The sequence below is a fragment of the Erythrobacter sp. JK5 genome (assembly GCF_018205975.1).
In the GTDB taxonomy this organism is placed as follows: domain Bacteria; phylum Pseudomonadota; class Alphaproteobacteria; order Sphingomonadales; family Sphingomonadaceae; genus Erythrobacter.
In genome coordinates this window covers 1,177,834-1,202,236 of sequence record NZ_CP073577.1, presented here as the reverse complement: position 1 = coordinate 1,202,236, position 24,403 = coordinate 1,177,834, and the positions used below count along the sequence as shown (strand labels likewise).

The window sequence follows — 24,403 nt, the reverse complement described above, 5'->3', positions numbered from 1 at the left end:
ATCATTCTCCCGGCGGGTGGATCGGAACCATGGTCTGTTCCCCCGCAACCTCGTCGACCACTTCGACAATTCCCCTTCCGAGATGGCTGCGGCTGCGCGAATAGAACAGGTAGATCGCAATCCCGATCACACCCCAACCGGGCAGGAATAGCATCGCCGCTGTTGGCAGGTTGAAGAACAGCAGGACGCAGCCAAGTATCGTCAGCGGCGCGATCAGCCACACGGCGGGAACCTTGAAATGACGCTTGCGCGCGGGGTCCTTCACCCGCAGCACCATGACCGCGATCGCGACCATCAGGAAGGCATAGAGCGTCCCCGCATTCGAGATATCGGCCAGTTGCCCGACCGGGAAGAATGCCGCACCGATCGCGACCGCCACGCCGGTGATCAGCGTCACGATGTGCGGAGTGTGAAACCTGGGATGCACCCGGCTCAGCGCCTCCGGCAGCAGTCCGTCGCGGCTCATCACGAAGAAAATCCGCGTCTGGCCGAAGATCAGCACCAAGATGACCGAAGGCAGGGCGACGAAAGCCGCAAGCCCGATGGCGTTGCCGAACCCGGTAAAACCCAGCACCTTGAGCACATGGGCGAGCGGCTCGTTCGAACACACCAGCGCATCGGCATACTGGGGAAGGGCACATTGCCGCGCCAGTTCGGGTGAGCCGGCCTCCAGCGGCAAACCCATCGCGTCCATGATCGGTTGTCCGCCCAGCGTCCCGATCGCCCCGCCTGCAACGAGGATGTAGAACACCGTGCAGAACAGCAGCGATCCGACCAGCCCGATCGGCACGTTGCGCTGCGGGTCCTTGGTTTCTTCGGCGGCGGTCGAAACCGCATCGAACCCGACATAGGCGAAGAACATCGTCGCCGCCGCGCCGACCGCGCCGACCCCGGTGCCCCAACCCCCGAAAATTCCGGCGGGCAGGAACGGGTTGAAATGTTCAGCGGTGAAATCCGCGCTGGTCAGCGTGAGCGCCACGAACGCCGTCAGCGCGGTGACCTTTATCGCGACCAGCACCGCATTGAACTTGGCGCTCTCGCTGGTGCCGACCACCAGTAGCCCGGTGACCAGCAGAGCGATGACCAGGGCGGGAAGATTGATCAAACCGCCCTCGGCTCCGCCCAAAGCAAGCGGGCCGGCGCTGAGCCACGCGGGCAGATGGATCCCCAGCCCGCCGAGCACCGTACCGCTGAAATAGCCCGACCAGCCGACCGATACCGCGCTCGCGGCGATGGCGTATTCCATGATGAGCGCCCAACCGACGGTCCACGCGAGGAATTCGCCCATCGTCGCATAGCTGTAGGTGTAGGCGCTGCCCGCCACCGGGATCATCGCTGCGATCTCCGCGTAACACAGCGCGGCGACAATGCAGACAAGTCCGGCGATCGCAAAGGCGACCATCAGACCCGGTCCCGCCTTCTGCGCGCCGACGGCAGTCAGCACGAATATCCCGGTTCCGATAACGCATCCGATTCCGAGCAGGGTGAGTTGCAGCCAGCCCAGCGAACGTTTGAGCGACTTCTTCTGCGCCGTGGCCAGGATGGCGTCGAGCGGCTTGATCCGGTCTAGTATCATGTGGGAATTCTCGGCGACCCGCGACAGCGCAATTGCGTCCAGCCAGTCGGCGCGATGCAAATAGCACCGCGATTGGCGCGCTTAAACAACAAAGTTGCGGCGCGGTGGCTTTTTGTATTGGGATCGAAGCGTGATCTGGCTTTGGCTCTGAGCCGCCTCCCGCCCTTGCGGTTGGGAGTTTTGCGAAACTGGTCGGGGAGAGAGGATTCGAACCTCCGGCCCCTGCCTCCCGAAGACAGTGCTCTACCAGGCTGAGCTACTCCCCGACCGTGTCGGTCCTGCGCAGAAACGAGCCCGCGCAGGTCGAGGCAAGGCGCGCCCTATAGGTGTGGATGGGCGGGGTGGCAAGCGGGCAATTGCCGCCTATAGTTTTCGCCATGGCAACGCTCGAAACCGCTGAGACGATTCCTTCCGAACTTCACGGGTCGGGTCACTATGAGTGGCAGTATCTGGATCTGATGCGGCACATCTGGGACGGCGGCAGCGAGCGGGAGGACCGGACCGGCGTCGGCACCCGCTCGATCGCCGGGGCGATGCTGCGGTTCGACCTGGCCGATGGCGCGATGCCGCTGCTCACCACCAAGCGGGTCTACTGGAAGACCGCGACGCGCGAGATGCTGTGGTTCCTGACCGGCGAAACCAACATCCGACCGCTGGTCCTGCAGGGTGTGAAGATCTGGAACGAGTGGCCGCACGCCCGCTACGTCAAGGAGACGGGTGAGAATATCGCGCTCGACACCTTCGTCCAGAGGATCGCCGACGACGAGGCGTTTGCGGCAAAATGGGGCGATCTCGGCCCGGTCTACGGCAAGCAATGGGTCGACTGGCCGACCTACCGCTACCGCGCGGACGGGCTGTACGAGAAGGGCGAGGGGATCAACCAGGTCGCCGAGGTGATCGAAAGCCTGCGCACCAATCCCGGCAGCCGCCGCCACATCATCGAAGGCTGGAACGTCGCCGAACTGGACCGGATGGCTCTGCCGCCGTGCCACAAGACCTACCAGTTCCACGTCGCTGGGGACCGCCTCAACTGCATGCTCTACCAGCGCAGTTGCGACGTTGCGCTCGGCCTGCCGTTCAACCTGTGGTCCGCTGCGCTGCTGACGCGGATGATCGCGCAGCAGACCGGTCTCGAACCGGGCGAGCTGGTGTGGATGGGCGGGGATGTGCACCTCTACCTCAACCACGCGCACCTGATCGAGGAGCAGCTTTCGCGCGAGCCGCAGGGCAACCCGACGCTCGAGATCGTCCGCAAGCCCGAAACAATATTCGATTACACAATCGCCGATTTCGTGGTGCATGATTACGCGCCGCTGCCTCCGATCAAAGCGCCTGTTGCCGTTTGATGCGCACCGCGTGGGAGTGCTTGACCGACTCCCGCCTTTGAAATAAAAATTCCCTTGCGCGCAATGATTGGAATTGCGCCGTCACCCTGACGGTTCCAGCGAGGGAGAGCGCTCATATGGCCGATCCGGCCGACACCCCGCAGCCAACCGGAGACAATCGTCCCGCGCTCGCGCTGCATGTTCCCGAGCCGAAGTTTCGCCCCGGCGACCAGGCCGATTTCAGCGATATCGATATCGGCAAAGCGGGTGCGCAGCCGCGCCCGGACGAAAGCGCCGATCCCGGCGATATGAAAGATTTCGCCTACGGCCTGATCCGCGTGCTCGGCGAGGACGACCAGGCGCACGGACCGTGGGATCCGAAGCTCGATCCCGAAACCCTGCGCACCATGCTCGGCCACATGGCGCTGGTGCGCGCGTTCGATGAGCGCATGTTTCGCGGACAGCGGCAGGGAAAGACCAGCTTCTACATGAAGTGCACCGGCGAAGAGGCGACCAGCGTCGCCGCCTCGATGGCGCTGGCGAGCGACGACATGGTGTTCCCGTCCTACCGTCAACAGGGCATCCTGATCGAGCGCGGATACCCGCTGATCGAAATGATCAACCAGATCTATTCGAACAAGGGCGACAAGCTGAAGGGCCGCCAGCTGCCGATCATGTATTCGAGCCGCGAGCACAGCTTCTTCAGCATCTCCGGCAACCTCGCCACGCAGACGCCGCAAGCGGTCGGCTGGGCTATGGCGAGCGCGATCAAGGGCGACAGCCGGATCGCGGCGACTTGGGTTGGCGAGGGCTCGACCGCCGAGGGCGATTTCCACAGCGCCTGCACCTTTGCGACCGTGTATAATGCACCGGTTATCCTCAATGTTATCAACAATCAGTGGGCGATCAGCAGCTTCAGCGGGTTTGCCGGGGCGGAGCGCACCACCTTCGCCGCGCGCGCGCTGGGCTATGGGCTTGCTGGCCTGCGCGTGGACGGCAACGATGCGCTGGCGTGCTATGCGGCGCAGCAATGGGCGGCGAACCGCGCGCGCGCCAATCACGGCCCGACGCTGATCGAATTCTTCACCTATCGCGCGGAAGGGCATTCGACCTCGGATGACCCATCCGGCTACCGCAGCGCGCAAGAGCGCGAGGAATGGCCGCTGGGCGATCCGGTCAACCGGCTCAAGAAGCACCTTATCGCGATCGGCGAGTGGGACGAGGAGCGGCAGGCCGAAATGGACCAGCGCTGCGCCGAGGAGGTCAAGGCCACCACCAAGGAAGCCGAGAAGAACGGCATCCTCGGCCACGGCCTGCACCATCCGTTCCACACCATGTTCGAGGACGTGTTCGAAGAGCTGCCCTGGCATCTCGAGGAGCAGGCGGCGCAGGCGACGCGGGAACGGCAGATCAAGTGGCCCGATCACCATCCGATGGACGCTGCTGGTTTGGGGCGAGGCAAATGAGCGCGCAGACCGAAACCACAGCAGACGGTGTCGCCGAAGTGACCGAACGCCGCATCAACATGATCGAGGCGATCAACGAAGCGCTCGACGTGATGCTGGATCGCGATCCCGACGTGATCGTGATGGGCGAGGATGTCGGCTATTTCGGCGGCGTGTTCCGCTGCACCGCAGGCTTGCAGGAGAAACACGGCAAGACCCGCGTGTTCGACACGCCGATCAGCGAATGCGGGATCATCGGCGTGGCGGTCGGCATGGGCGCCTACGGCTTGCGTCCAGTCCCGGAAATCCAGTTCGCCGATTACATCTATCCCGGCCTCGACCAGCTGATCTCCGAAGCCGCGCGGCTGCGCTATCGCTCGGCGACCGACTATATCGCGCCGATGACGGTGCGCTCGCCGTTCGGCGGCGGCATCTTCGGCGGGCAGACGCACTCGCAATCGCCCGAGGCGATCTTCACCCATGTCTCGGGGCTCAAGACCGTGATCCCGGCAACGCCCTACGACGCGAAAGGCCTGCTGATCTCCTGCATCGAAGATAACGATCCGGTGATCTTCTTCGAGCCCAAGCGGATTTATAACGGGCCGTTTTCGGGCTTCTACGACAAGCCGGTCGAACCGTGGAAAAAGCACAAGGATAGCGTCGTTCCGGAGGGCTATTACAAGATCCCGCTGGGCAAGGCGCGCTACGTGACCGAGGGCGAGGCGCTGACCGTGCTGACCTACGGCACGATGGTTCATGTGGCCGAGGTAGTGTGCGCGGCGAAGGATGTGGACGCCGAAATCCTCGATCTGCGCACGCTCGTTCCGCTCGATATCGAGGCGATCGAAGCGTCGGTCAGGAAAACCGGGCGCTGCCTGATCGTCCACGAGGCGACCCGCACCAGCGGCTTCGGCGCCGAACTCTCGGCGCTGGTGACCGAACGCTGCTTCTACCACCTCGAAGCGCCGGTCGAGCGCGTCACCGGCTTCGACACACCCTATCCGCACAGCCTCGAATGGGCCTATTTCCCCGGCCCGGTCCGCATCGGCGAGGCAATCGACAAGATTCTCGGGGAGTAGGGCATGGCGCGCAGGGCTTTCCTACACCCGCTTTCCGGTGGCAGGGCAAATGCAATACTTGGCGATTGGGCGCGAAACCGGGTTGGAAAAGCGTCAACTTCGCGAGTGGGCATGTTTACCGAGCAATTTCAGGTAATTGAAGCGGGTTTCGCAGGATGACACAGTGTCAAGTGTGTCAACTTCGAAGGGCTTCTCCGGCGAGCCACGGCGCGCTGAAAAGGACGGTTTGAGACGATGGCGAAATTCACATTCAACATGCCCGATGTGGGCGAGGGCGTGGCAGAGGCGGAGATCGTCGAATGGCACGTCAAGGTCGGCGACACGGTGTCCGAGGACCAGCACCTCGTCGACGTGATGACCGACAAGGCGACGATCGACATCGAAAGCCCGGTCGACGGCACAGTGCTCGAAGTGGCCGGCGATCTCGGCGACACGATCGCGGTCGGATCGATGCTGCTGGTGATCGAGGTAGAGGGGGATGTGGAGGATGCTCCGGACCCTGAGCCGGTCAAGCAGGAACCCGAACCGGAGCCCGAAGCCGAGCACGAACCGGATAAGCCCCTTCCCGTGGGGGAAGGGGTTGGGGATGGGGGGGCCACGCCCGATACGTCGGAAACTCACCCCCCGACCCCTCCCTCGAGGGAGGGGGAGAGAAGGTTCTCGCTTCACCAGCCGTGCGCAAGCGTGCGAAGGACCTCGGCATCGATCTGGCGCAGGTCAAGCCTGCCGAGGATGGCCGTGTGCGCCACGGCGACCTTGACCAGTTCCTGGCCTACAATTCCGGCGGCGGCTTCTCGCCTGCGGGCCGGACCCGCGCGGATGAAGCGATCAAGGTCATCGGCCTGCGCAAGCGGATCGCGCAGAACATGTCGGCCGCGAAGCGTCACATCCCGCACTTCACCTATGTCGAAGAATGCGACGTCACCGAGCTCGAGCGGATGCGCGCGCAGCTCAACGAAGCACGCGGCAACAAGCCGAAGCTCACCATGCTCCCGCTGCTCATCAGCGCGATCTGCAAGCTGATCCCCGACTTCCCGATGATTAACGCGCGCTACGACGACGAGGCAAACGTCGTCACCCGCCACGGCAGTGTGCATCTCGGCATGGCGACGCAGACCGATAGCGGGCTGATCGTGCCGGTGATCAAGGATGCGCAGAGCCGCAATCTGTGGCAGCTGGCGAGCGAGATCGGGCGGCTGGCAAACGCCGCGCGCGATGGCTCGGCAAAGTCGGATGAACTTTCGGGATCGACGCTGACGGTGACCTCGCTCGGCCCGCTTGGCGGTGTGGCGACCACCCCCGTGATCAATCGCCCCGAAGTCGCGATCATCGGCCCCAACCGGATCATCGAACGCCCGATGTTCGTATCCGATGGCCAGGGCGGCGAGCGGATCGAGAAGCGCAAGCTGATGAATATTTCGATCTCTTGCGATCACCGCGTGGTCGACGGCTACGACGCGGCGAGCTTCGTTCAGGAGCTGAAAAAGCTGATCGAGACGCCGGTTCTTCTGCTGTCGGATTGACGGCGAAAAAAATGCGCCGGAGGGCATGCGGAGAGCGTTGACAGCCCTCCTGCACTGCCCTAGTGGCGCTGCTTCCCAAGAGGCGCTGACGCGTTAATGCGCGGGTGTAGCTCAGTTGGTTAGAGTATCGGCCTGTCACGCCGAGGGTCGCGGGTTCGAGTCCCGTCACTCGCGCCACTTGGGACCTTCATGAAGCTCAATGGAATTGCGGGCGGCGCATTCTGCCGCCGGGACGCAACCTGCCCTAGTCCTTGGGCAGGGGGGGCTGCTGGTCCGGGGCGGACCACTTGCCGGTTTCCATCCAGATCAGATAGCGTTTCAGCGGCAGCAGCCAGACCAGCCCCAGGACCAGGTAGATGATCGTCTGCGCCCACCACGGCCATGCCCGCAACGTGTCCGCCAGCAGGCCGACGATAATCGCGCCGTAGACGATCAGCGCCACGAACAGCCCGATGATGCCTACCGGAATTCGCCAGGTCGGTGTTTCGCGCATCAATCCAGTCCATACATCCGGGTCGGGGTGACGACCGCATCGAGCCTGATGTCGTGCGGTTCGAGCGGGAGCGCATCGACCAGCTGCGCATCCCATGCCAGCCCAATGGTCGTGCGGCCCGGATGTTCCGCCAGCCAGCGATCGTAATGTCCGCCACCCTGGCCGAGCCGGTCACCATGCCGGGTGAAGCCCAGCAGCGGCACGAACAGCAGATCGGGGATTACGACCGGCGCGCGTGCGGCGGGCTGGAGCAATCCGAAGGGCCCGGCCTCCAGATCGCTTTCGGCGTGCGGATCGGAATGCCGGCGAAATGTCATGGGCGCATCGCGGTCGGCGAAGTGCGGCAGGGCAATCGGATGTCCGCTTTCATGAAAGAATTTCATGTATCCCGATGTCGGGGCTTCGTGACCGGTTGCATGGTAGAGCCCGATTACCGTCCCGGGTTCCACCATCGTCAGCAGCGGCGCCGGCGGGCGGTGGAACAGCAGCGCGCGAATGCTGTCCGACTGCGCAGCGACATGCTCGCGCCGGGCCTTGCGCATTGTCGTTCGGAGGTTCGCCTTGTCCAATCCCGGTCGCCCTGAGCTTTCCGAAGGCCGTTCATCCTTCGATGGTTGCGGAATGAGTGAAGTGCGGGGCCTGGACAGGCTCAGCCCGAACGGATCATTGCTGTGCATGGTGCGGCAAGTGACGGAACCACCATGGGTCGTTGCCAGAGAAATCCTCTGACGCCTAAACGTCAGGTGGGCGCCGTATACCCGGGTCCCACGGCCGAACCGGTGGACCCAGGCAGGGACAGCTCCCTAGGAATGCTTATAGCCTCAGGGATATTCGAACGGCTCGTGCCGGGCAGTCCCGCCAACATCCACTTAAGCCTCGATCGGTCGCGCTTCAAGCGGCGCCTTCGAGCGCGGAAGCGGTTTCTTCGGCGCGGCTGGCGAGCGCTTCCAGCTTTGCGGCAATCGCCTCGGCCTGTTTCTCGTCGCCAAACAGGTCGTGCTGATGCCGGGCCGCCTCGCGCATTTTCGCAAGCTCCGCTCTCAGCGCGTTCGCGTCCTCACGCGCGCGCTCTTCGGCCTTGCGCAGCGTTTCGATCTCGGTGCGCATTTCGGAGTCCCGTCCGCCGTTCTTGGCTTCGGTATGCTCGACCGCGCGCCTCGCAGCATCGGCGGACTTGCGGATTTCTTCGAGATCGTCCGCCATGAACAGGGCCGCGAAAACCAGATTCTGCGTTTCCTGTACCGCCCGACTGCTGCCGAGCTTGGCATAGTAGCCGTCGATCACCTCGCCCAGCGCGGCGATCTTCGCCTCCTCGCCGTCACCGCAGACGATGGTGTAGGGCTTGGGACCGATCGTGATCGTCACCTGGCTCATCGCGGAGATTTCATCCTTCGAGTTCTTCGATCAGCGCGTCGAGTTCGCCGAGCGTGTCGGCGACTTCCTCGCGCAGCTTCTCGTGGTTGTTCACCAGCGCCATCACGCGTGCCGACCCCGCCGGATCGGACGCCTTGCCGGCTGCATCGGTGCGCGCCTTCGCGATCCGCGCCATCGCCGCGTCCAGTCGCGCCATCGCCTGCTCGATCCGGCTTTCGGTCATGATCTGCGATTTACCAAGATTGACAAGCGCGCGCAAAGTCTTGCCGCGCCCTGTTGATAAGTGCTCTGGCCCATGGCCACTCACTCTGCCGGGGACCCTCGCCGGTCGCAGCTTGACCTCACTTTACCGCTCGGCAATGGCTCTCCGCACGGATCGAATCGCCCGGGCGAACAGGATTTCGACGGGCTTCCACAGCATCTCGCTGCCAGCAGGAGCATCCTCGCGCATGACGATTGACGCCGCCCGCCTGCAACCGATGGCCAACGCCATCCGCGCATTGTCGATGGATGCGGTACAGGCCGCCAGTTCGGGACATCCGGGGATGCCGATGGGCATGGCCGACGTCGCCAGCGTGCTGTTTTCGAACCACCTGAAATTCGACCCGTCCCGTCCCGACTGGGCCGATCGGGATCGATTCGTGCTCAGTGCCGGACACGGATCGATGCTGATTTACAGCCTGCTGCACCTGACCGGATACGTGGCGCCGACGATGGAGGACATTCGCAACTTCCGCCAGCTCGGCAGCCCGTGCGCGGGGCACCCGGAGAACTTCCTGCTCGACGGAGTCGAATGCACCACCGGTCCGCTGGGACAGGGTGTGGCGATGGCCGTCGGCATGGCGATGGCCGAGCGGCATCTCAACGCTGTGTTCGGCGACGAGCTGGTCGATCACCGCACCTGGGTCGTCGCGGGCGACGGGTGCCTGATGGAAGGCATCAACCACGAAGCCATCGGGCTCGCGGGGCACCTCAAGCTCGATCGCCTGATCGTGCTGTGGGACGACAACAACATCACGATCGACGGCAGCGCCGACCTTTCGACCAGCGAGGACATCAGGGCGCGCTACGCTGCGACCGGGTGGCACGTAACCGAGTGCGATGGGCACGATTTCGCCGATATCGAGCGGGCGCTGGCCGAGGCGAAGGCAGCCGATCGTCCTTCGCTGGTCGCGTGCAAGACCGTGATCGGCAAGGGCGCGCCCAACAAGCAGGGCACCAGCGCGACCCACGGCGCACCGCTCGGGCCGGATGAGGTCGCCGCCGCGCGCGAAATGCTCGGTTGGGACGCAGAGCCTTTTGTCGTGCCCGACGAAATCCTCGCCAACTGGCGCGCCACCGGCGATACAGGGCGCGAGGCGTCCGCCGCGTGGGATGCGCGCTTGGCGAATTCGTCGCACAAGGATGAATTCGAGCGGCGAATGGCGGGCGAACTGCCCCACGGTGATGCGGCGAAGCACCATATCGCCAACCTCGTCGCAAACCCGCAAAGCGTCGCGACCCGCAAGGCGAGCGAAATGGCGCTGGCCGAAATCAACCCGCGCCTGCCCGATACGATCGGCGGCAGCGCCGACCTGACCGGATCTAACAACACCAAGGCGGGCGGGATCGAAGCCTTCACCGCTGACGACTATTCCGGTCGCTACGTATACTACGGCATCCGCGAATTCGGTATGGCGGCGGCGATGAACGGGATGGCGCTGCACGGCGGTGTGATCCCCTACGGCGGAACCTTCCTCGTCTTCACCGACTACGCCCGCGGCGCGATCCGGCTCTCGGCCTTGCAGGAATGCCGGGTGATCTACGTGATGACGCATGACAGCATCGGGCTGGGCGAAGACGGGCCGACCCACCAGCCGGTCGAACATCTCGCGTCGCTGCGCGCCATGCCCAACCTGCTGGTAATGCGTCCCGCGGACGCGGTCGAAACCGCCGAATGCTGGGAAATTGCACTCAAGGCGAAGGATCGCCCGTCGGTCCTCGCGCTCAGCCGACAGGGCCTGCCGCAGGTTCGGCTCGAAACCGTCGACGAGAACCGCTCGGCGCGCGGGGGGTACCGACTCAGGAATGCAGGGGCCAACCGCAAGGTCGTGATCCTCGCGACCGGGTCCGAAGTCGGCCTGGCGATGGAATGTGCTGAACGGCTCGAGGCGGAAGGCGTGGGCGCGGATGTCGTGTCGATGGTCTGCACCGAACTGTTCGACGAGCAGGACGAGGCCTATCGCGCCGAAATCCTGCCTGGCGATGCGCTGATCGTTTCGATCGAAGCGGCGAGCACGTTCGGGTGGGAGCGCTACACCGGTCGCGGTGGCCTCAATATCGGGCTCGACCGGTTTGGCGGATCGGCCCCGGCCAAGGATCTGTTTGCCCATTTCGGCTTCACGGCGGACGCGATCGTCCCGCAAATCCAGAACAAACTGAACCACTAAGCAGGAGTTTCTCTTATGGCCACCAAGGTCGCCATCAACGGTTTCGGTCGCATCGGAAGGCTGGTCGCGCGCGCGATCCTCGAGCGCAGCGATCACGATCTGGAACTGGTTTCGATCAACGATCTCGCCGATACGAAGTCGAACGCGCTGCTGTTCCAGTACGACAGCACCCACGGCCGTTTTCCCGGCACGGTCGAGGTCGCCGACGGCGCTATCGTGGTCAACGGCAAGTCGATCGCGGTGACCAGCGAGCGCGACCCCGGCAACCTGCCGCACGCGGCGCAGGGCATCGACATGGTGCTCGAATGCACCGGCTTCTTCCAGAGCCACGAGGCTGCAGAACCGCACCTCAAAGCAGGGGCGAAACGGGTGCTGATCTCGGCCCCGGCCAAGAACGTATCGGCCACGATCGTTTACGGCGTGAACCACGATGTTCTGACGGCGGACGACGTCATCGTCTCCAACGCCAGCTGCACCACCAACTGCCTGTCGCCGGTGGCCAAGGTGCTGCACGACACGGTGGGGATCGAGCGTGGTTTCATGACCACGATCCATTCCTACACCAACGATCAGCGTATGCTCGATCAGATGCACAGCGACATGCGCCGGGCGCGCGGCGGCGCGCAGAACATGATCCCGACCACGACCGGTGCGGCGCGCGCGGTCGGGCTGGTGTTGCCGGAACTGGCGGGCAAGCTCGATGGATCATCGGTCCGGGTGCCGACGCCCAACGTTTCGCTGGTCGATCTGGTGTTCCAGCCGGGCCGCGATACGTCGGCCGAAGAGCTCAATGCTGCGCTGAAGGCGGCCGCCGACGGCCCGATGAAAGGCGTGCTCGATTACACCGACCAGCCGCTCGTTTCGAGCGACTTCAACCACCACCCGGCCAGCTCGACGGTCGACAGCCTCGAAACCAGCGTGATGGAAGGCAAACTTGCGCGCGTCGTCAGCTGGTACGATAACGAATGGGGCTTCTCGAACCGCATGATCGACACGGCTGGCGTGATGGCGGAGTTCCTGTAGTTTCGGCATCTCCGTTCGTGTCGAGCGAAGTCGAGACACGATTGTGCTGATGGTTCTCGACTTCGCTCGAACCGAACGGATAGGCTTGGAACATGAGCAGCTTCAAAACCCTCGATGATCTCCCCGCCGACCTGACCGGCAAGGTCGCGCTCGTGCGGGTCGATCTGAACCTTCCTATGAAGGATGGCTCGGCCAGCGATGTCACACGGGTCGAGGCGGTCAAGCCGACCATCCTCGAATTGTCGCAGAAAGGCGCGAAAGTCCTGCTGCTGGCGCATTTCGGGCGTCCGGGCGGCAAGCGTTCGTCCGTTCTTTCGACCAGCATGGTCGTCGGCGATGTCGAAGGCGTGCTGGGCAAGGAGCTCATGTTCGTGCCCGAAATCGCCGGGCCGGTGGTCGAACAATCGATCGGCATCTTGAGCCCGGGCGATATCGGGCTGCTCGACAATACCCGGTTCTGGCCCGGCGAAGAAGGCAACGATCCCAACCTCGCGAAGGCGATCGCGGCGCATGGCGATTTCTACGTCAACGACGCGTTCAGCGCCGCGCACCGCGCCCATGCGACGACGGTGGGGCTGGCGCACCATCTGCCGGCCTACGCGGGCCGCGCGATGGAAGCCGAGCTCAAGGCGCTCGACGCCGCGCTCGGCAATCCCGAGCAGCCGGTCGCCGCCGTGGTCGGCGGGGCCAAGGTCTCGACCAAGCTTGCTGTGCTCGAAAACCTCGTGACCAAGGTCCAGCACCTCATCATCGGGGGGGCATGGCTAATACTTTCCTCGCCGCGCGCGGAGTCGATGTCGGCAAGTCGCTGTGCGAGCACGACCTGACCGACACCGCGTCGACCATCTTGGACCAGGCCGATCATGCCGGGTGCACCGTGCATCTGCCCTACGACGTGGTGGTGGCCAAGGAATTCGCCGCCAACCCGCCGTCCCTGCGCACCTGCAACGTTCACGAAGTCGCCGCGGACGAGATGATCCTCGATATCGGTCCCGGAGCGACCGAGGCGCTTGCCGATGTGCTCAAGACCTGCCGCACGCTGGTGTGGAACGGCCCGCTGGGCGCGTTCGAGACCGAACCGTTCGACGCCGCAACCATCGCACTGGCCCGGCATGCGGCCGCGCTCACGCAGGAGGGGTCGCTGACCTCCGTGGCCGGGGGCGGCGATACCGTGGCGGCGCTGGCGCAGGCGGGCGTAGCGGGCGAATTCACTTATGTTTCAACTGCTGGCGGTGCCTTCCTTGAATGGATGGAGGGCAAGGACCTGCCCGGCGTCGCCGCGCTCTCCGCTTGAGCCATGGCCGACATATCCGCCGAGATCGAAACGCTCGAACACCGCTTCATGCGGGCGTGGATGAAGCGCGAAAAGAGCGAGCTCAAGAAGCTGCTGACACGCGACTTCCTGCTGGTCATGGCTTCGCCGCGACCCGAGCTGCTCGACCGTCCCAGCTTTCTCGAGGCCTGCCAGGGCGACTTCCACTGCTCCGCCTATCGCATGCGCGAGGTGTTCTCGCGCCAGCATGGCAAGAGCGTGTGGTTTACCGCGGGATTCGACCTTGAGATGAAGCTCGGTCGGCTCGACTGGAAGGGAGAATTCTGGATCTCCGACCTGTGGCGCAAGAACGCGTTTGGGCGTGGCTGGAAGCTCGCCGAGCGGAGCCTGGCGCGGATGGAGCCCGATGAGGTGCTCGCTCACGCCATGCACCGATTGCAGCTATGGAACTGAGCGCCCGGGAGAGGCCACTATCATGAGCGAAACGCGCCACCTGTTCGCAACTCCTTTCGTTGTCGACCGCCTCCAGAGTCCCGAAGGGATCAAGGTGCTGCGCGACGCGATCCTGGCCGAGCGCGCGCGCGACCAGGCCGGTGTCAGCATATCCAATATCGGCGGGTGGCATTCGAACACGCAGATGATTGATTGGGGCGGCGAGGCGGCGCGCGCGCTCGCTTACAAGGCGATGACCATGGCCGACGCAGCAACCATCGATGCACAGGCCCCGCGCGACAGCCGATACAGCTGGATCCCGGAAATGTGGGCCAACGTTTCGGGCACGGGCAATGCCAATCAATACCACATGCATCCGGGTAGCTTCTGGTCAGCGGTCGCCTATATCGACGATGGTTACGACGGCGCGATAGACCCCAGGCTGGGCGGGGAACTGCAGCTGATGGACCCGCGAATGCCGATGATCCGCATGACCGCTCCCGATCTGCGGTTGAAGGACGCCGGCGGGCAGGCGCAGGTCAGCGAACCCCTGATTCGACCTGCTACCGGCATGATCGTGATGTTTCCCAGCTGGCTGCAACACGCGGTGCGCCCGTTCCACGGACCCGGCACGCGCATCTCGATCGCGATCAATCTCATCCCGGCGCGAAAGCCCGACGCGTGAAAATCGGATTTGTCGCCCGGCGGTTGGCTTCCTTGGCCGCTTTCGCTGCGGCCATGGTCGGCGCGCCTGCCGCTGCCGAGGATGCCGACTACGATAGCTTTGGCGCGTTTCTCGAGGAGTTCCGCAGGGAAACGGGCACACCGGCAATCAGTGCCGTCATCGTCAGGGATGGCGGGATCGCATGGGAAACGTACCTGGGAACCTATGACGACGAAGGTGAATTGCCGACGCGCGCCGAAACCACCTACAAGATCGCATCGGTGACCAAGCCGATCGCGGCGAGCGCGATCCTCGCCGAAGCGGCAGCGGGCGGCATCGACCTCGCGATACCGATGACTTCAGACCAAGGCTGGACCGACCTGTGCGAGTTCTTCGTAACCACCGGTATTCCCTTTATGGCGGGCGGAAAGGACCGTCACGGCAATGCCATCGCACCGATGGCGTGCAGCAAGCCATCGACGCTGCGCGACATGCTCGACATGCGGGTGAACGGCGATGCGTTCGTCTACAATCCCATTGCCTTCGCCCGGATCGACCGCGCGATTTCGGGAGCGGGGGACGGGATTTGCGCACGATCGTGCGCGACAGGGTCGCGGACCCTGCCGGCATGAAGGATACCGCCCTGGGCTGGCGCGATCCTGATGGCGGTGCGGCACTGCGATACCTCGCCGAACCGTTTGATGTTGTCGATGGCCGTGCAGTCAAGCAACCGCTTCCTGACGACGACTTCCGCGCAGCGGCCGGAATCATCGCCAGCCCGCGAGCCATCGCCCAGTTCGATATCGCATTCGATTCGGGCATGTTTGCGGGGACCGCGGACCTGATCGCCACGCCGGTCGGACCGCTGGGCGACTACCGCGACGGTTGGTTCCTCGAAGACTGGAACGATCAGCGGTTGATGTGGCATTCGGGCTGGAACGAGAAGCAGTACTCGGCGCTGTACCTCAAGGTCCCGCAAAAGCGGCTGACGCTGATCGTGCTGGCGAACACCGAGGCGGTGTGGTGGAGCAATTCGCTGGTCAAGGCCGAGATCGTCGAAAGCCCGATCGCGTTGCGGTTTCTGGAGCAGTTCGCACAATGAGTGAAACCGAATACGGTTACGGCAATGCGGTCGAGGCGCACGACGGCGAATTTGCGGGATGGCGTTTCTGGAATCACGATCCCTATGAAAACCGCTCCGGCCCGTTCTTCACCCGGCGAGAGGATAACGGGGATTTCGTGTGCGCTTTTCGCGCAGCGGAGCATCACATGAACGGCGCGGGGTTCATGCATGGCGGGTGCCTGCTGACCTTCGCCGATTTCGCGTTGTTCGCAATCGCGACCGACGCACTCGCCGGCGACAACGCGGTAACGATGAACTTGTCGGGCGATTTCCTGGGCGCGGTCGCCGCAGGCGCGCTGGTCGAGGCCCGCGGCGAGGTTACACGCGGGGGCGGCAAGACGATCTTCGTGCGTGGGCTGGTGACCGCCGATGGCGAACCGGCGCTGAGCTTTACCGGGATCATCCGCCGCCTGACCAGGCGCGGCTGAACCCGCAAGGGCTTTACACGACCCAGTGATGCGCCTAACCGCGCGGCCCTTCGCCAGCGGTATTGCGAGCCGCAGGGCGCGCTGTGGCTCTGCCATGTGTGTGTTCCCGGTGAAGGCTGCCCTGCAAGGCACTTGGTTCAGGTCCAAGCGACGACTCAAAATCGTCTCCATGGGAACGGCGCAAGCCCTGCTGGTTCGAATCCAGCACCATTGGTTAGCTCAGTGGGAGAGCAGTAGACTGATAATCTACGAGTCGCGGGTTCGACTCCCGCACCAAACGGCCCTTACACGGCTTCTCGAGCACGGGAAGGCCGGGCGGGCAATCCAGCCGCGGAAGCGCGGCGAGCCGGGTCTTCGGGCTCGGCGAGCCAAGCGACCAAGGCACCGGTATCGAGCCTTCGCGCTCTCGGGGATACCGGCAGGCATGGCACCCGATGACGCGGTGCCCACCGGCATGTTCGCTACGGCGGCATGGACGCGGGCGCAGCGGAAACCGGGCCTGTCTGCCTTAACCGAGGGCCCGGCGCGGTATCGGGGAATTGCCTCCCGGCCGACCCATTTCCCGAGCACATCACAGCAAGGACGCTACGGCATCGGGAGATTATCGCGAAGAAACCGGTTGCAACTGAAACGAATCGCGTCTAGCCGCGCGCTCCCCCAATCGGGGAGGCTTGTCGGGATGGGCCCGACAAAGCGAGCACAGGAGACGCAAGATGAAGTGGTTCATCATTGCAGAAAACCAGCGCGGTCTCCTGGTCAAGGATGGCCGCCTCGTTCGGGTTCTCGAACCCGGGCGTCACTTCTACTGGCTGTGGAACAGCTCCCGGATGCAGCTCGATATCGTGGCTGCGACCGGTGCCTGCCACTCACCGTTGGTAGACGGAATCGAGAAGCGCCACCCCGAGCTCGCGGAGGCGAATTTCGAGATCGTCGCGCCGGCAGTCGGCGAAGTCGCGATCGTGCGGATCGACGGGCGGGTCAGCCTGATCGTGCGCGGGGGCGACGTCGCGCGGGTCTGGAAGGTTCTCGACGAAGTCACCGTGCAGGCGATCGATGTCGAAGCCGAGCCGACGCTTGCCAAGCGGCTTCTGGCCGAGGTCAAGCAGGCGACGGTGTTCGGGCGTCCGATCCCGGCGCCGGTCGAGATCGTGTCGGTCGGGCAGGCGCAGAGCGCCATCGTGCTGTTCGATAGCGCGCTGCACGAGACTGTCGGTGCCGGAGAGCACGGTTACTGGCAGGTCGGCCGCAAGGTGACGAGCATGGCGTTCGACACCCGCCCGGTGCCGATGGAGGTGACCGCGCAGGAAATCCTGACGAAGGATCGTGTGTCCGTGCGGATCACGCTCACGTCGTTCCTGCAGGTTACCGGCGTCGAACAGGCGGCGCTGTCGACCCCGGATTACGAGGGGCACGTCTACAAGCTGATCCAGTTCGCGGTCCGTGAGGCCGTGGCGGGTCGGACGCTCGACGAGCTGCTCAACGACCGGGTCAAGGTCGACGGCGAAATCGTCGCGCACGTCCGCAAGGAAGTGGGCGAAATCGGGGTTCGGGTGACCGAACTCGGCATCAAGGACGTGATCCTTCCGGGCGAGATGCGCGAGCTTATCAACCGGGTGGTCGAAGCGGAAAAGGTCGCGCAGGCGAACCTGATCCGTCGGCGTGAAGAAACGGCTGCGACCCGCAGCCTGCTCAACACCGCGAAGCTGATGGCCGACAACCCGGTGCTGATGCGCCTGAAGGAACTCGAAGCGCTCGAACGCGTGACCGAGAAGATCGGTCACATCGACGTGCGCACCGGCTCCAACGAGGGCCTCGAGGTCCTGACCAACCGGCTGGTGAAGATCGCCGATCGCGACTAAGCCGGACCGGTTCTGACAACGGAAGGGCGGGGCATCCACGGGTGCTCCGCCCTTTCTGTTGGCGGTTTGCGCGCGCGCTGTTGCGAGGGCCGAACGCGCTGGCTAATGCCCGCGTCACAACACAATGCAAAATTTTCATCCGAGGCAAGGGACAGCAATGAACAGCGATCAGATGACGGCAAAGATTGCCGCAGGGCAGGGCTTTATCGCGGCACTCGATCAGTCGGGCGGATCGACGCCCAAGGCGCTGCGCGGCTACGGTGTCGGGGACGATGAGTGGAACGGCGATGACGAGATGTTCGCGCAGATCCACGCGATGCGCAGCCGGGTCATCACCTCGCCATGCTTCGGCAGCGGCAAGGTGATCGGCGCGATCCTGTTTGAAAAGACGATGGACGGCGATGTCGACGGCATGCCGACCGCTGACGCGCTCAAGGCGCGCGGTATCGTGCCGTTCATCAAGGTCGATCAGGGACTCGCCGAGGAAGCGGACGGCGTCCAGCTGATGAAGCCGCTCGACAAGCTGCCCGCGCTGCTCGAAAAATCGGTCGGCAAGGGCATGTTCGGGACCAAAATGCGATCCGTCATCAAGAAAGCCAATCCCGCGGGCATCGCCGCGATCGTCGCGCAGCAATTCGAGGTCGGCAAGCAGATCCTAGATGCCGGGCTCGTGCCAATTCTCGAGCCCGAATACGACATCATGGCGCTCGACCGGGCGGGGGGCGAAGCTATCCTGCTGGAAGAGATCATGCAGCAGCTCGACGCCGTGCCCGAAGGCCGGAAGGTCATGCTCAAGCTCTCGATCCCGGTCACGCCGGGGCTGTACGCTCCCGCCATCGCGCATCCGAAGGTGCTGCGGGTGGTAGCGCTGTCGGGCGGCTATTCGACCGATCAGGCGTGCGAGCACCTGGCGAAGAATCCGGGAATGATCGCCAGCTTCAGCCGCGGCCTGCTGCAGGACCTGCGCAAGGACCAGTCCGACGAGGAGTTCGATGCGGCACTGAGCGGTGCCATCGGCCGGATTACCGATGCGAGCCTTGCGGGGTGAGGAGCGCGACCGCGACCCAGCTCTATCTGATCTCTCCGCTCGATGTCAGCGGCGAGTTCCCGCAGCGTCTCGAGCGCGCACTAAAGGCATGCGAAGGGCTGGTTGCCGCGTTCCAGTTCCGGGTTAAGGATGTCGACCAGCACGCGGCGGCGGCGCTGGCCGAACCGTTGCAGGCTATCTGCGCGGCGCACGACGTGGCGTTCATCGTCAACGACAGCGTTTCGCTGGCGAAGCGGCTCGGGGCCGACGGGGTGCATCTGGGGCAGGACGATGGCGACCCGAAGGAAGCGCGCGAGGCGCTGGGCCGCGAGGCGCAGATCGGCGTGACCTGCCACGCGTCCAGACATCTCGCGATGGAAGCGGGTGAAGCAGGCGCGGACTACGTCGCGTTCGGCGCGTTCTACGAAAGCACGATGAAGGACAAGCGCGACGCGGAGCGCGCCTCGCCCGAGTTGATCGAATGGTGGGCAAAGCTGTTCGAGATTCCCTGCGTCGCGATCGGCGGCATCACGCCGGACAATTGCGCACCCCTGATCGCGGCGGGGCGGACTTTCTTGCGGTGTCGGGCGCGGTTTGGAATGGCGACGAGTCGGCCGCCATCGAAGCATTCGCCAAAGCCGTCGGCGTAGAGTAAAAGCCGGGCATGAGCTTTTTCGACCGTCTGCTTACCATCGTCGTCACCGCCACGCTTACTTCGGCGATATGGATCGTCGCCGGTGGCAGTCTGATAGAACTGGCAAGCCAGCAGGAGGGCGAGGATTCGCTTCGCCCGGCGGAGGCCGCGCCGTCACCGCTCGTCAGCGAAAGCGCTGTGCCGGAAGGGCAAGCTGCTCCCACCGCCGCTCCGCCGCTCGATCCCACACCGTCGCCATCGCCGACCGAGGACACGATCGCGCTGCGGATCCCGGTGCTCAACGTCCGCGCTTCCGATCTGTCCGACACCTTTCTCGAAACCAGCGAGGAAGAAGGCGGCAGGCCGCACGAGGCGATCGACATCATGGCCCCCAAGGGCACCAGCGTCGTCGCCGCTGCGCCGGGCACGATCGCAAAGCTGCACCGCTCGGCGAGCGGCGGCAATTCGATCTACATCCGCTCGCCCGACAAGAAAACGATCCATTTCTACGCCCATCTGGATGAATATGCCGAGGGGCTGCGCGAAGGACAGCGCGTGCGGCGCGGCCAGCGGCTGGGGACGGTCGGGAGCACCGGCAATGCCTCGGCGGAATCGCCGCACCTGCATTTCGCGATCCTGCGCACCACCGCCGATGCGGAATGGTGGGAGCCCGCGAACGCGGTCAATCCCTATCCGTTGCTGACCGCTCCCTAGGGCCTAGCCCGACCCGCCGAGGCGAGTGCAGAGCAGCTTGGTCTCGACACCGTTTTCGAGCTTGCGCAACTGGTTGGTCCCGACCCGGCGAAACGTCTCGCCTTTCCTGGGCCCGCGGGTGAAGGTCAGCTCGTCGCCGCGCATGATGTAGACGCCGCGCCCACCTTCGCTGCGATAGCTCGATGCCGTTCCGATCCGGAACTGCTCCGCCTCGACCACTTCAAACGCCTTGCCCGCCGCATCGCCCGGCAGCGCGCATTGATAGGTGCCGTGCGGCATCGTCCGCAGCATTCCGCCGGGGACGGGCGCATTCGGATCCTGCGCCTGCGTGGCGAATGGAGAGGCGGCGGCAATCGCTGCCGCTATCGCCGTCAGGATCAGGACGTAGCGCGTTTTCATGGCAATAATCCCATAGGTCCATGACATATCATTGTGCGGTACTGGAGGCCAGTTCGTTAACCATCCATGGCCGGCGGCTGTCGCTGCGCTTGCCGACCCCCACCGGCTCGGCTATTGGCGCGCTTCATTTCTGCGGCGCGCCGTGCGAGTGCGCGCCCGTTCCTTCGGATACAAAGGCACTCAGCCCCATGAAGATCAGCGGCGTCGATATTCGCCCCGGCAATATCATCGAATATGAAGGCGGCATCTGGAAGGTCGCGAAGATCCAGCACACCCAGCCCGGCAAGGGCGGGGCCTACATGCAGGTCGAGATGAAGAACCTGCAGGACGGGCGCAAGACCAACGTGCGATTTCGCAGCGCCGACACGGTCGAGAAGGTGCGGCTCGACACGCGCGAATACCAGTTCCTCTATGAAGACGGGGACATGCTGGTGTTCATGGACGGCGACACCTACGAACAGATCAACCTGCCCGCCGACCTGCTCGGCGATGCGCGCCCGTTCCTGCAGGACGGGATGCAGGTGCAGCTCGAACTGTGGGAGGAAAAGCCGATCTCGGTCGAGCTTCCCGCGCAGGTCGAAGCCGAAATCGTCGAGGCCGATGCGGTGGTGAAGGGGCAGACCGCTTCCTCCAGCTACAAGCCGGCCGTGCTCGACAACGGCGTGCGCATCATGGTCCCGCCGCATATCGAAAGCGGCACCCGGATCGTGGTCGACGTCTACGAACAATCCTACGTCGGGAAGGCTGGCTAACCTCCGATGTCGATGTTTTCAGGTCTGATCCGCGTGATGGAGCGCGCCGCACGCAAGGCGGGCGCGCGATTGCGGCGCGATTTCGGCGAGGTCGAGCACCTGCAGGTGAGCCGCAAGGGGCCGGCGGACTTCGTCAGCAAGGCCGATATGCGCGCCGAGCGCACGCTTTACGACGAGCTTCTCAACGCGCGGCCCGGCTGGGGCTTCGTACTCGAAGAGGCGGGCATCATCGAAGGCGATCCGGACAAGCCGCGCTGGATCATCGATCCGCTCGATGGGACCAGCAACTTCCTTCACGGGATTCCCCATTTCGCGATCAGCATTGCGGTGCAGGAACCGCGGCTCGACGGGAAGGGGTGGGGCGAGGTGACTGCGGCCGTCATCTATCACCCGATCAACGATCAGACATACTGGGCCGAAAAGACCCGCGGTGCCTGGTTGCAGGATGCGCGACTGCGCGTTTCGGCGCGATCGCACCTGTCCGATGCCCTGATTGCGACCGGCATCCCGTTCCAGGGTCACGGCGATTTCGCGGAATGGAGCCGGATCTATGGCGCGATCGGACCCGAAGTCGCGGGCATCCGCCGGTTCGGAGCGGCCTCGCTCGACATGGCCTATCTCGCGCAGGGCCGCTTCGACGGGTTCTGGGAAAGCGGGCTGAACGATTGGGACACCGCCGCCGGGTGCCTGTTGATCCGCGAAGCGGGCGGATTCGTCACCGATTTCCGGGGCCGGTCGAATCCGATCCACTCGGAGCAGGTGCTGGCCGCGAACAATGCGCTGCATTCGAAGCTGCACAAGCTGCTCGTCAACAGCTTGAAGTGACCGGCGCGCGGCGCTAACAGCCGCGCTCCGTTTCAGGCGTGCCCCTGTGGTGGAATTGGTAGACGCGAGCGACTCAAAATCGCTTTCCTTCGGGAGTGCCCGTTCGAGTCGGGCCAGGGGCACCAAAATCGCTTGAAATTGAAGGTAAGCTTTGAAAGTTCGCGGGCGAAGGGTATTCCACCGCTCGATGCTTTCCTTGCCTTCCTATCACGCCATCGCCGCCATGGTGATTACCATCCTGATGTTCGTGGGCTTCGTCCGCGGGCGGATGTCGATCGAGATCGTGTCGCTGCTGACCATCGCGGTGATCGCGGTGGGTCTGTATTTCTTCCCGCTCGAAGGCACGCGCCCGATCGACGGGCTGGCGCTCGCGTTCGGCGGGTTCGGCCATTACGCGCTGATCACGATCTGCGCGCTGATGGTGATGGGCAGGGGACTGGTGGTCACCGGCGCGCTTGAACCGGCGGCGCGGATTCTCGAACAGGTGTTCAAGGTCAATCTCCAGATCGGGCTGCTGGTGTCGCTGCTGATCGCGTTCTTCCTGTCGATGTTCGTCAACAACACCCCGGTGCTGGTGCTGATGATCCCGATCTTCGCAGCCCTGGCGCAGCGCGGGGCGATGCCGACCTCGAAGACGCTGATGCCACTCAATTCGGCGTCGCTGCTCGGCGGGATGGCGACCACGATCGGCACCTCGACCAACATCCTGGTCGTCTCGATCGCGGTCGATCTGGGGATGCGCGAGATCGGGGTATTCGATTTCACCCCGATCGTGCTGCTCGCTTCGCTGGTGGCGCTGCCGTTCATCTGGCTGGTCACGCCGCGCCTGCTCGGAGACAACCGGGTCGAGGCCGACGACAACGTTCGCCGGTTTCACACCCGCCTGAGGATCGCGGGCGACAGCGCGCTGATCGGCAAGGATGTGAGCGAAATCCAGCCGACCCTGCCGCGCGGAATCACCATTCACGAACAGACTCGCGGGCCGCTGCAGGCGCAACAGCGGCTGCATATTTCGGGCAGCCACGAAGCGCTCGAAGACGCGGTGCGGGTGCTCAAGGGCGAGCTTGCACCAAGCTGGGTGCTCGACCGGATCCGCCGGCTCGCCTCCGCGCAGGGTACCGACATCATGGCCGTCGAGATGACGGTAACCGCGGATTCGCGGCTGATTTCGCGCACCCTGCCTTCCTCCGGGATCGCCGATCTGTATGGCGTCGCGGTGCTGGGCATCCACCGTCCGGACCGCCTGCTCGGCGGGCGCGACCAGTATTCCGAAGGCGGCGACCTCAGGATTGTCGAAGGCGACGTGCTGCTGGTGATGGGGTTGCAGGACGACCTCGAGGCGTTTTCGCGGGGGACAGCCTGCTGATGCTCGAAGGCGGGCGCGAGCTTCCGCGCCGCTCGAAGGCGTTGCTGTCGGCTGCAATCATGGGCTTCGCGGTGTTCACCGCTTCGATCGGGATTTTCCCGATCGCGATTTCCGCACTGGCGGGCGCGATCCTGATGTTCGTGACGGGCTGCGTGAAGTTCGACCGGGTCGGCAGAGCCTTGTCGGGGCAGGTGATCGTGCTGGTCGCGGCGAGTATCGCGATCGGGCGGGTGATCGACGAAAGCGGGGCGGCGGCGTGGCTCGGCGAGGCGTTGTCGCTCGGGCTCGGAATGCTCCCGCCCGCGCTGGTGCTGGCAGCAATCATGGCGTTCGTGACGCTGCTCACCAATTTCGCGTCCAACGCCACTGCGGCGACGGTCGGCACGCCGATCGCCTTCAGCATCGCGGCGCAGCTCGGATTGCCGCCCGAACCGCTGGTGCTCGCGGTGCTGTTCGGCTGCAACCTCTGCTACGCCACCCCGATCGCTTACCAGACCAACATGCTGATCATGGCCGAGGGCAATTACGAGTTCGTCGACTACATCCGCACCGGCGTGCCGCTGGTGCTGATCATGGTGACCGCGCTGTCCGTGATGCTTTCGTTCACCTACCAATTGTAGCCGGACCTTGGGGAGAAACT

At 64.3% G+C, this 24,403-nt stretch carries 23 protein-coding genes, 4 tRNA genes, 1 other RNA gene and 3 pseudogenes; 23 read left to right on the top strand and 8 right to left on the bottom strand.

Annotated features, from left to right (window positions below):
- Position 1: 1 nt before the first annotated feature.
- Positions 2-1,576, bottom strand: a complete 1,575-nt coding sequence (locus KDC96_RS05885; RefSeq protein ID WP_212451487.1) for an amino acid permease — start codon at positions 1,574-1,576, stop codon at positions 2-4.
- Positions 1,577-1,765: 189 nt separating this feature from the next.
- A tRNA-Pro gene (locus tag KDC96_RS05880) sits at positions 1,766-1,842 on the bottom strand.
- Positions 1,843-1,953: 111 nt separating this feature from the next.
- On the opposite strand from KDC96_RS05880, the gene thyA reads away from it, so the two are divergent.
- The 5 genes and pseudogenes from thyA to KDC96_RS05855 all read left to right on the top strand — a co-directional run bounded on the left by thyA (position 1,954) and on the right by KDC96_RS05855 (position 7,125).
- Positions 1,954-2,922 carry a thymidylate synthase gene (thyA, locus tag KDC96_RS05875; protein ID WP_212451485.1) on the top strand — a complete coding sequence of 323 codons (969 nt, stop codon included), beginning with the start codon at positions 1,954-1,956 and terminating at the stop codon, positions 2,920-2,922.
- A gap of 116 nt (positions 2,923-3,038) precedes the next feature.
- Positions 3,039-4,367 (top strand): 3-methyl-2-oxobutanoate dehydrogenase (2-methylpropanoyl-transferring) subunit alpha, encoded by a 1,329-nt coding sequence (locus KDC96_RS05870; protein ID WP_212451483.1) that lies wholly within the window; start codon positions 3,039-3,041, stop codon positions 4,365-4,367.
- A complete protein-coding gene (locus KDC96_RS05865) occupies positions 4,364-5,425 on the top strand; it encodes an alpha-ketoacid dehydrogenase subunit beta (RefSeq protein ID WP_212451481.1) in 1,062 nt (353 codons plus the stop codon). Before KDC96_RS05870 ends, KDC96_RS05865 begins: the two co-directional genes overlap by 4 nt.
- Positions 5,426-5,659: 234 nt before the next feature.
- Positions 5,660-6,948, top strand: a pseudogene (locus KDC96_RS05860) (dihydrolipoamide acetyltransferase family protein).
- A gap of 100 nt (positions 6,949-7,048) precedes the next feature.
- Positions 7,049-7,125: transfer RNA gene (locus KDC96_RS05855), tRNA-Asp, on the top strand.
- Between the two features lie 67 nt (positions 7,126-7,192).
- On the opposite strand, the gene KDC96_RS05850 is transcribed toward KDC96_RS05855, so the two are convergent.
- From KDC96_RS05850 to KDC96_RS05830, 5 genes are all read right to left on the bottom strand, one after another.
- A complete protein-coding gene (locus KDC96_RS05850; RefSeq protein WP_212451479.1) occupies positions 7,193-7,441 on the bottom strand; it encodes a DUF2842 domain-containing protein in 249 nt (82 codons plus the stop codon).
- A complete protein-coding gene (locus tag KDC96_RS05845) occupies positions 7,441-8,010 on the bottom strand; it encodes a 5-formyltetrahydrofolate cyclo-ligase (RefSeq protein ID WP_256439039.1) in 570 nt (189 codons plus the stop codon). Before KDC96_RS05845 ends, KDC96_RS05850 begins: the two co-directional genes overlap by 1 nt.
- 120 nt (positions 8,011-8,130) lie before the next feature.
- Positions 8,131-8,300, bottom strand: a non-coding RNA gene (gene ssrS / locus KDC96_RS05840) — 6S RNA.
- Between the two features lie 32 nt (positions 8,301-8,332).
- The gene (gene zapA, locus KDC96_RS05835) at positions 8,333-8,815 is read right to left on the bottom strand and encodes a cell division protein ZapA (protein ID WP_212451475.1); all 483 of its coding nucleotides are present in this window, start codon (positions 8,813-8,815) and stop codon (positions 8,333-8,335) included.
- A gap of 10 nt (positions 8,816-8,825) precedes the next feature.
- Positions 8,826-9,038: a hypothetical protein gene (locus tag KDC96_RS05830; protein WP_212451473.1), complete on the bottom strand. Its 213-nt coding sequence runs from the start codon at positions 9,036-9,038 to the stop codon at positions 8,826-8,828.
- A gap of 226 nt (positions 9,039-9,264) precedes the next feature.
- Between KDC96_RS05830 and tkt the strand changes: the two genes are divergently transcribed.
- The 13 genes and pseudogenes from tkt to KDC96_RS05765 all read left to right on the top strand — a co-directional run bounded on the left by tkt (position 9,265) and on the right by KDC96_RS05765 (position 20,421).
- The gene (gene tkt / locus KDC96_RS05825; protein ID WP_212451471.1) at positions 9,265-11,244 is read left to right on the top strand and encodes a transketolase; all 1,980 of its coding nucleotides are present in this window, start codon (positions 9,265-9,267) and stop codon (positions 11,242-11,244) included.
- A 15-nt stretch (positions 11,245-11,259) separates the two neighbouring features.
- Positions 11,260-12,267, top strand: a complete 1,008-nt coding sequence (gene gap / locus KDC96_RS05820) for a type I glyceraldehyde-3-phosphate dehydrogenase (RefSeq protein WP_212451469.1) — start codon at positions 11,260-11,262, stop codon at positions 12,265-12,267.
- 92 nt (positions 12,268-12,359) lie between these two features.
- A pseudogene (gene pgk / locus KDC96_RS05815) lies at positions 12,360-13,561 on the top strand (phosphoglycerate kinase).
- Positions 13,562-13,564: 3 nt separating this feature from the next.
- Positions 13,565-13,993 carry a nuclear transport factor 2 family protein gene (locus tag KDC96_RS05810; protein WP_212451467.1) on the top strand — a complete coding sequence of 143 codons (429 nt, stop codon included), beginning with the start codon at positions 13,565-13,567 and terminating at the stop codon, positions 13,991-13,993.
- A gap of 22 nt (positions 13,994-14,015) precedes the next feature.
- The gene (locus tag KDC96_RS05805; RefSeq protein WP_212451465.1) at positions 14,016-14,657 is read left to right on the top strand and encodes a 2OG-Fe(II) oxygenase family protein; all 642 of its coding nucleotides are present in this window, start codon (positions 14,016-14,018) and stop codon (positions 14,655-14,657) included.
- On the top strand, positions 14,654-15,268 hold the full coding sequence (locus tag KDC96_RS05800; RefSeq protein WP_212451463.1) for a serine hydrolase: 615 nt from the start codon (positions 14,654-14,656) through the stop codon (positions 15,266-15,268). Before KDC96_RS05805 ends, KDC96_RS05800 begins: the two co-directional genes overlap by 4 nt.
- Positions 15,265-15,738 (top strand): serine hydrolase, encoded by a 474-nt coding sequence (locus KDC96_RS05795; RefSeq protein ID WP_249171939.1) that lies wholly within the window; start codon positions 15,265-15,267, stop codon positions 15,736-15,738. Before KDC96_RS05800 ends, KDC96_RS05795 begins: the two co-directional genes overlap by 4 nt.
- Positions 15,735-16,187 carry a PaaI family thioesterase gene (locus KDC96_RS05790; RefSeq protein WP_212451460.1) on the top strand — a complete coding sequence of 151 codons (453 nt, stop codon included), beginning with the start codon at positions 15,735-15,737 and terminating at the stop codon, positions 16,185-16,187. The genes KDC96_RS05795 and KDC96_RS05790 overlap by 4 nt, the downstream gene beginning before the upstream one ends.
- A gap of 210 nt (positions 16,188-16,397) precedes the next feature.
- A tRNA-Ile gene (locus KDC96_RS05785) sits at positions 16,398-16,467 on the top strand.
- Positions 16,468-16,900: 433 nt separating this feature from the next.
- Positions 16,901-18,046: a slipin family protein gene (locus KDC96_RS05780; protein ID WP_212451458.1), complete on the top strand. Its 1,146-nt coding sequence runs from the start codon at positions 16,901-16,903 to the stop codon at positions 18,044-18,046.
- Between the two features lie 157 nt (positions 18,047-18,203).
- Positions 18,204-19,094: a fructose bisphosphate aldolase gene (locus tag KDC96_RS05775; protein ID WP_212451456.1), complete on the top strand. Its 891-nt coding sequence runs from the start codon at positions 18,204-18,206 to the stop codon at positions 19,092-19,094.
- Positions 19,091-19,728, top strand: a pseudogene (thiE, locus tag KDC96_RS05770) (thiamine phosphate synthase). The gene KDC96_RS05775 and the pseudogene thiE overlap by 4 nt, the downstream one beginning before the upstream one ends.
- Positions 19,729-19,737: 9 nt before the next feature.
- Positions 19,738-20,421: a M23 family metallopeptidase gene (locus KDC96_RS05765; protein WP_212451454.1), complete on the top strand. Its 684-nt coding sequence runs from the start codon at positions 19,738-19,740 to the stop codon at positions 20,419-20,421.
- 3 nt (positions 20,422-20,424) lie between these two features.
- On the opposite strand, the gene KDC96_RS05760 is transcribed toward KDC96_RS05765, so the two are convergent.
- Positions 20,425-20,820, bottom strand: coding sequence for an elongation factor P (locus KDC96_RS05760; RefSeq protein ID WP_212451452.1), 396 nt, complete (start codon positions 20,818-20,820; stop codon positions 20,425-20,427).
- A gap of 188 nt (positions 20,821-21,008) precedes the next feature.
- Between KDC96_RS05760 and efp the strand changes: the two genes are divergently transcribed.
- From efp to KDC96_RS16370, 5 genes are all read left to right on the top strand, one after another.
- Entirely contained in the window at positions 21,009-21,572 is a 564-nt protein-coding gene (efp, locus tag KDC96_RS05755; RefSeq protein WP_212451450.1) for an elongation factor P, read from the top strand.
- 6 nt (positions 21,573-21,578) lie between these two features.
- Positions 21,579-22,397 (top strand): inositol monophosphatase family protein, encoded by an 819-nt coding sequence (locus KDC96_RS05750; RefSeq protein WP_212451449.1) that lies wholly within the window; start codon positions 21,579-21,581, stop codon positions 22,395-22,397.
- A gap of 40 nt (positions 22,398-22,437) precedes the next feature.
- Positions 22,438-22,522, top strand: a tRNA-Leu gene (locus KDC96_RS05745).
- Between the two features lie 62 nt (positions 22,523-22,584).
- Positions 22,585-23,763: an SLC13 family permease gene (locus KDC96_RS05740; RefSeq protein WP_249171938.1), complete on the top strand. Its 1,179-nt coding sequence runs from the start codon at positions 22,585-22,587 to the stop codon at positions 23,761-23,763.
- Positions 23,763-24,383, top strand: coding sequence for an SLC13 family permease (locus KDC96_RS16370; protein ID WP_249171937.1), 621 nt, complete (start codon positions 23,763-23,765; stop codon positions 24,381-24,383). Before KDC96_RS05740 ends, KDC96_RS16370 begins: the two co-directional genes overlap by 1 nt.
- Positions 24,384-24,403: the final 20 nt, after the last annotated feature.

Coding starts and splice junctions, on each gene's coding strand:
- KDC96_RS05750 (WP_212451449.1), top strand. CDS start 21,579: ATGTCGATGTTTTCAGGTCTGATCCGCGTGATGGAGCGCGCCGCACGC.
- KDC96_RS05780 (WP_212451458.1), top strand. CDS start 16,901: ATGAAGTGGTTCATCATTGCAGAAAACCAGCGCGGTCTCCTGGTCAAG.
- KDC96_RS05830 (WP_212451473.1), bottom strand. CDS start 9,038: ATGACCGAAAGCCGGATCGAGCAGGCGATGGCGCGACTGGACGCGGCG.
- tkt (WP_212451471.1), top strand. CDS start 9,265: ATGACGATTGACGCCGCCCGCCTGCAACCGATGGCCAACGCCATCCGC.
- KDC96_RS05775 (WP_212451456.1), top strand. CDS start 18,204: ATGAACAGCGATCAGATGACGGCAAAGATTGCCGCAGGGCAGGGCTTT.
- KDC96_RS05810 (WP_212451467.1), top strand. CDS start 13,565: ATGGCCGACATATCCGCCGAGATCGAAACGCTCGAACACCGCTTCATG.
- KDC96_RS16370 (WP_249171937.1), top strand. CDS start 23,763: ATGCTCGAAGGCGGGCGCGAGCTTCCGCGCCGCTCGAAGGCGTTGCTG.
- KDC96_RS05790 (WP_212451460.1), top strand. CDS start 15,735: ATGAGTGAAACCGAATACGGTTACGGCAATGCGGTCGAGGCGCACGAC.
- thyA (WP_212451485.1), top strand. CDS start 1,954: ATGGCAACGCTCGAAACCGCTGAGACGATTCCTTCCGAACTTCACGGG.
- KDC96_RS05805 (WP_212451465.1), top strand. CDS start 14,016: ATGAGCGAAACGCGCCACCTGTTCGCAACTCCTTTCGTTGTCGACCGC.
- zapA (WP_212451475.1), bottom strand. CDS start 8,815: ATGAGCCAGGTGACGATCACGATCGGTCCCAAGCCCTACACCATCGTC.
- efp (WP_212451450.1), top strand. CDS start 21,009: ATGAAGATCAGCGGCGTCGATATTCGCCCCGGCAATATCATCGAATAT.
- KDC96_RS05765 (WP_212451454.1), top strand. CDS start 19,738: ATGAGCTTTTTCGACCGTCTGCTTACCATCGTCGTCACCGCCACGCTT.
- gap (WP_212451469.1), top strand. CDS start 11,260: ATGGCCACCAAGGTCGCCATCAACGGTTTCGGTCGCATCGGAAGGCTG.
- KDC96_RS05760 (WP_212451452.1), bottom strand. CDS start 20,820: ATGAAAACGCGCTACGTCCTGATCCTGACGGCGATAGCGGCAGCGATT.
- KDC96_RS05885 (WP_212451487.1), bottom strand. CDS start 1,576: ATGATACTAGACCGGATCAAGCCGCTCGACGCCATCCTGGCCACGGCG.
- KDC96_RS05870 (WP_212451483.1), top strand. CDS start 3,039: ATGGCCGATCCGGCCGACACCCCGCAGCCAACCGGAGACAATCGTCCC.
- KDC96_RS05850 (WP_212451479.1), bottom strand. CDS start 7,441: ATGCGCGAAACACCGACCTGGCGAATTCCGGTAGGCATCATCGGGCTG.
- KDC96_RS05795 (WP_249171939.1), top strand. CDS start 15,265: ATGAAGGATACCGCCCTGGGCTGGCGCGATCCTGATGGCGGTGCGGCA.
- KDC96_RS05740 (WP_249171938.1), top strand. CDS start 22,585: ATGCTTTCCTTGCCTTCCTATCACGCCATCGCCGCCATGGTGATTACC.
- KDC96_RS05865 (WP_212451481.1), top strand. CDS start 4,364: ATGAGCGCGCAGACCGAAACCACAGCAGACGGTGTCGCCGAAGTGACC.